The sequence below is a fragment of the Bacillus sp. AFS002410 genome (genome assembly GCF_002556365.1).
In the GTDB taxonomy this organism is placed as follows: Bacteria; Bacillota; Bacilli; order Bacillales; family Bacillaceae_G; genus Gottfriedia.
The window spans coordinates 1-5520 of the sequence record NZ_NUEU01000103.1; the positions used below are offsets into that span (position 1 = coordinate 1).

A 5520-nucleotide genomic window follows, 5' to 3' on the forward strand; every position below is an offset into this window, starting at 1 on the left:
AGAACGTCGCCTGGTTAAACAAAAACATCAGCTATTAGGCTGATGTTTTTTTGTATGTTTGCTTATTTTTAATTTGGCTCTGTTAAATTAAAATGTTGATATTTGAACTAAAAAAGAAGTTTTCTAATTAGAAAACCTTTTGAAACGCTTAATCAACTAAAGCAATGCGTTATTGCATAGCTTACTTTTTTATTTACAGTTGTTTACTATTAATAAAAAGTACTGCAATGATCACGAACATTCCAAGGCCGAAGAATGAAATTTCACTTATCATTGTATAAAGAAAGAATAATAAACAAAAACACAAAAAGTGTATTATTTTTACTTTGGTTATCGTGAAACCTTTCATTTGAAGGACATTTCCTTTCAACAAAACTCGATCATGTTGTTCAACTATTGCATGCGTTAGTTCAATAAGAAAAAAAGAATCTTCAATTTTTGAAAATCCTTATTTTCATTTCCGATATTCATTTTTTGGGTTAATTTGATAATTAATAACCTAGTTGTAACTGTATAGTCGATTTTTTTTAGGCTTATGAAAAGTTTTCATCGAAAGCGCTTTTAGTTCATGATACACTTAATGGCGAATGAAAAAGAGATAGGGGAAAAATACATGAAATGGACAAAACCATTCTTAGCAGGTATCATCGCACTATCAGCGTTCAGCACAACTGCTCACGCTGAAACAACAAAGCCGGTAAACACGGTCGCAACAGCAACTTCAGAGGAAGTTGACACAACACCACCAGGTGATGTAAAAGATTTAACATACACAGTATACAACGATGCGATTTATATCGAATTTGTTGGACCAGACGACCCAGATTACAAAGGTATTGCAGTATACGATCAAAATGGTAAATGGATTGAAGATGTCGATAAAGAGGACAGTTGGTTCTACTTAGACGGCTTAAAACGAAACACGAACTACACGCTATATTTCTATACATACGATGTAAATGGAAACGAGCAAGACGATGAACACGGTGTATATTTTGAGTTCAAAACGGATAACGACTTAACACCACCAAAACAACCAACAAAGTTTACCGCAAAACGTGTTGGCAACAACATCGTTTACAGTTGGATAAATCCAACGGATAAAGATTTTTATGGCATAGTTTTAACTCTACCGAACAAAAGAGTTGTGACACTTGAAGACGGGGAAAAAAGTTACACGTATAAATCAGCAAACTTCACAACTGTTCAAACCGCTTCACTAGTTGCAGAAGATGAGAACGGAAACAAGGCAAAAGCGGTTGTGTTAAATTGGGATGACCCAAAACGCGCACCAATTGAGGCAAAAAACGTAACTTATAAAGATGTAAATGGTGTGATTACGGTTAATTTTACGCCAGCAAACGAATACGACTATAGTTACACACTAGTGACGTTACCAAACGGTAAAACCACAAAAGTCCTAAAAGGAAAGAATAGTTTCACATACAACGGCACAACAGTCGTTGGTAAACCGTATTCTTTCACGTTCAAAAGCGTTGATACACTTGGTAACAAATCAAAAGGGTTCAAATCAACATTCACACCAAAAGCCATCACATTCAATTTAACAATGAGAACACGTTCAACGGTGACGCTTCGCACGACTGCAAGTGCTACGGGTACAAAAGTAGTGACGGTAGCAAGTGGCAAAAACGTCAAAATGCTGTCAAAAGGTTACGGACCAAAACGTGAGTATGCATACGTACAGTATGGAACGAAAAAAGGGTATGTACTAAGCAGCTCATTACTTGAGTATTTCGCAAATTGTACCGATTTACGTAAGAAATACCCAAAAGGTGTACCTAGTACCCACCAAGCATATCAAACGAAGTTAGACCGTGATAAAGACAAGTACGCTTGTGAAAACTAATCTGAAACAAGAGACGAAGGAACCGTTCCGTCTCTTGTTTTCGTTTCATGGCAGTGGCATAAATAAAAATCAGTTATTAGGAGTAAATGATGGAAAAACTTACTTGTCCTTGTTGTGGTTATAAGACATTAAATGAGCGTGATATTATTATGAAACTTGTAAAGTATGCAAATGGATGATGAGATACAATCTTATAAACCTGACATAAGCGGACCGAATAAAGTAACTTTAGGAGAAGCTCAAAAGAATTTTAAAGAAATTGGAAGAGCAGATAAAATAAATTATCATTCAAAAGGTGAGGAAAGAATAAAGATGAAAAAGATAAAAACTGGAAGCCTTTTGCTGAAATATAATTATTCCTTATGCAACTAACGCATGAGTTTGTTGAAGAAGGTCATTATTTATTTTTATTAGTCGGGACATTTTTCCAATCCGATCTATAATCAATTCTTGTATCAATATTAACTTCAATACACTCTAATTCAGAATTTGATAATAACGCATCTATCAATTCTCTAGTACCACCTATTAATGAGAAATCAAGGTCATAATCAGTACACAAACACCAACTCTGATCTTCTGCCCACCAATAGGTAGGTGAACCGTGTAAACCATTTAGATTGTATAAGTTAAAAACGTCTTCTAATTTACCACTAAATAGTAGATCATCTCCGTACCAGTCCTCTGTTTTTAAAAAATAATAATGAAAGTAACATTTTTGTTTCATAGTCATTGGTTTTAAGATTTTTACTAATTCTTCTACTAAATTAATTTCCATATTTCCTTCATCAGAAGATATTATATATCTTGGTAAACTCCCATATATTTGGCTAAAAGTGTTTGTACTTATTTCTTGTGTAAATTGAACATTATACTTTTTTACCAAATCTTTATAGAACAATCTTTCACCTATTCTATTTTTTTGATCAACTCCAAATCGACGTTCACTCCATAATAAATGTTCATCTTTAATCTTTTTATCACGATATACTGGATGAAGGATCTTACAATAATGACTGAAGTTTTTCGGAAGACAATGAGATACAAAATTTCCTTTCCATTGAGGAGAATCACTTTCCAGTTCATCAATATTTAGCTTTATCCAATCAAAGAATTCAAGAGATTCTTTATTCAATTCATCATCCCACTTCTTAGTAAAAGTATCTATTTTTTATATTATACTAAATTATACTTATTGAACTATACTGCCAATTAGTTAAATAAGAAAATCAACAATCTACTTTAACAGAGCTTATATTTTAAATAATGAAGATGTCTCATAAGGTTTTTGCTTTAATTGTATAAATCAAAATACAACGATTTGCCTAAAAAACAAAAAACAAATGAAACGATTGAATTACAAGATTTTTATATCTTAATATAGCAATTTGTGTCTAGTGAAGGGGAAAATGATATTTATTACGCTAAAATTAACTTCCTTAAAAGCTAATAGATTATTCAACGCATGCAAGAACGACTATTCCATTCATTTACTGTTGTGAAATGTTTATTTTAGGTTAATACATGATTTACTGTTTAGTAGTAAGAAAAGATATATAAATAACAAAATAGAATTTAAAATGGAGAGACAATGAAAAAAAGAGCTGATTATCGGTCAGCTCTTTTTTATTTATTTGATACTACCGTTAATTAACAATAGAATAATATATTAGCTTATGGAAAGTTTTTGAATAATTAATTTCAAAATAATTATTAAACTTGGAGTAATCCCTAATTGTACAAATTATTTTCTAACTACAGGGATCCACATTTCACCAAATACTAAGCCGTTTCGATGACCCATTTCAACCGATGTATTTGGTCCACCAACATAGGCAAAATCCTTTGCTTCAGGTAAAACTTGACCAAAGGCAATACCAGTAAGTCTATTACTTAATTCTTCAGCTGTAGCACCTTCACCTTTTACTACTAGGTATTCTCCTTTAGGGAATTGGATAACTCTAGATTCTTCTGCTACAGATGCCTCTGTCATTACGCCAGCATAATGCATCATCTTGTTATTTACTGCTTCGTTCACTGTAAAAATGTAATCATTTGTAGCTATATTTTTTAAAGTTTCAAGTTTACCATCTTGTTTGATTGCATCCCAAAAATCTTCCTTTTCTTTATTTAACCCAGCATAATCTGTGTAATGGCTTTTAAGTTCAATTCCAATTCCTAAAACGGTAAAGCTATCTTTTTCTTCTAATGTATAATTTGTCATATTCAAAACCTTCCTTTTTTAAGTTTATCAAACGATTTGTCTTTTCATCTGATGAGTTTATAATAGTCTTAAATAGTGTCAAAAAATGATACTGTTTAGGAGGTACTGATGAAAAAAGTTGAACGAATTAATACGATCATGCGATATATTAACAACCGCGCCAAGTTTACAATTTCAGAAGTTATGCAAGAATTTAACATTTCCCGATCAACGGCTTTAAGAGATATAAGAGAAATTGAAGAGATGGGGATGCCACTTGTTGCTGAAGTTGGCAGGGATGGAGGATATTTTGTCATGAATAATTCTGTCCTGCCAACTGTTCGTTTTACAGATAATGAGATAAAGGCTCTATTTATAGCTTTTATGGCGACAAGAAATAAACAACTTCCTTATCTAAAGAGTCGACAATCTTTAGCAGAGAAATTACTTGGCTTAATCTCAGAAAACCAGCAGGATGATCTTGTTCTTTTAAATCAGATACTTCTTTTTGAAGGTACTAATCCCAATAATCCCGACTTACTTGATTTATCTGACTTACCTCAGCCAATGTTAGAAAGACTCATTGAAACACTACTTTTGGATCGCTTTTTATTGATTACTATCAAAGAAGAACAGGAATCACTATCTTATCCTATTTATCTTCTGCACCTTTATCATGACAAAGGTCTTTGGTTGATTGAAGGATTTGACTTGTTGGATGAAATGAAGAAGATTTTCTCGGTCGACAATCTTATAGATGTCGTAACATATCCTCAAAAAAAAAGATTAAGCAGAAAAAAGATTTTAGAAAAACTAAGTAAGCAAGATGAAATAATTAACCTTGTAATTGAACTTGGTCCAAAGGCAATTGCTCAATTCAAAAAGTACCATCCTTTAATGCTCTCTATTTCTTATACAAGTCCTTACCAAACCACAGCCATTCTAAAAACATTTATTAATGTTGATAACTTTGGAGAATTGAACGATATAACACACTGGCTCCTTTTCCTAGGTGATGATATAAAGTTAAAAGAAGTACCAGAAAAAATTATGAATGGTTTACAAGATAGATTAAACTTATTCTGCCCATAAGTAGACCCGTTTAAAAATACACTTAAGTTCTTCAACTGAAGCATCAAATTAAACAGTTTGATATGTCAAAGGTAGAACAAGAAGTCAACTGAATATAACTGCCTTCTTTATACTGCAGTGTAATTGTTATTAAAATTAACTATATAAAAGTGCATCTAATTACTAAGTTAATTATTTTTATTAATTTTTTGTAAAGAAATGCTTGCAATAGGTTGGACGAGATGGTATATTTAGAAAGTTGTCACGACAAAACGAGTTCGGATAACAAAAATAATATAATAAATTGTTGACAGATGATTCGACAAAATGTTATGATATTAAAGTCGCTTCTGAGTGACAAAGTGAACTTTGAAAA

The 5520-nt window shown here is 32.1% G+C and carries 5 protein-coding genes; 3 read left to right on the plus strand and 2 right to left on the minus strand.

Going from position 1 to position 5520, the window contains the following annotated elements; genetic code table 11:
• Positions 1-613: 613 nt before the first annotated feature.
• Positions 614-1870 (plus strand): excalibur calcium-binding domain-containing protein, encoded by a 1257-nt coding sequence (locus CN692_RS27095; protein ID WP_306659921.1) that lies wholly within the window; start codon positions 614-616, stop codon positions 1868-1870.
• Between the two features lie 171 nt (positions 1871-2041).
• Positions 2042-2242: a hypothetical protein gene (locus CN692_RS26950; RefSeq protein WP_257144121.1), complete on the plus strand. Its 201-nt coding sequence runs from the start codon at positions 2042-2044 to the stop codon at positions 2240-2242.
• 25 nt (positions 2243-2267) lie between these two features.
• Here CN692_RS26950 and CN692_RS24375 read toward each other — a convergent pair whose 3' ends face one another.
• Both CN692_RS24375 and CN692_RS24380 read right to left on the minus strand, forming a co-directional pair.
• Positions 2268-3005: a hypothetical protein gene (locus CN692_RS24375; protein ID WP_098121725.1), complete on the minus strand. Its 738-nt coding sequence runs from the start codon at positions 3003-3005 to the stop codon at positions 2268-2270.
• A 609-nt stretch (positions 3006-3614) separates the two neighbouring features.
• Entirely contained in the window at positions 3615-4094 is a 480-nt protein-coding gene (locus CN692_RS24380; protein WP_142317572.1) for a GyrI-like domain-containing protein, read from the minus strand.
• Between the two features lie 108 nt (positions 4095-4202).
• Between CN692_RS24380 and CN692_RS24385 the strand changes: the two genes are divergently transcribed.
• Positions 4203-5165, plus strand: a complete 963-nt coding sequence (locus tag CN692_RS24385; protein WP_098121727.1) for a helix-turn-helix transcriptional regulator — start codon at positions 4203-4205, stop codon at positions 5163-5165.
• Positions 5166-5520: the final 355 nt, after the last annotated feature.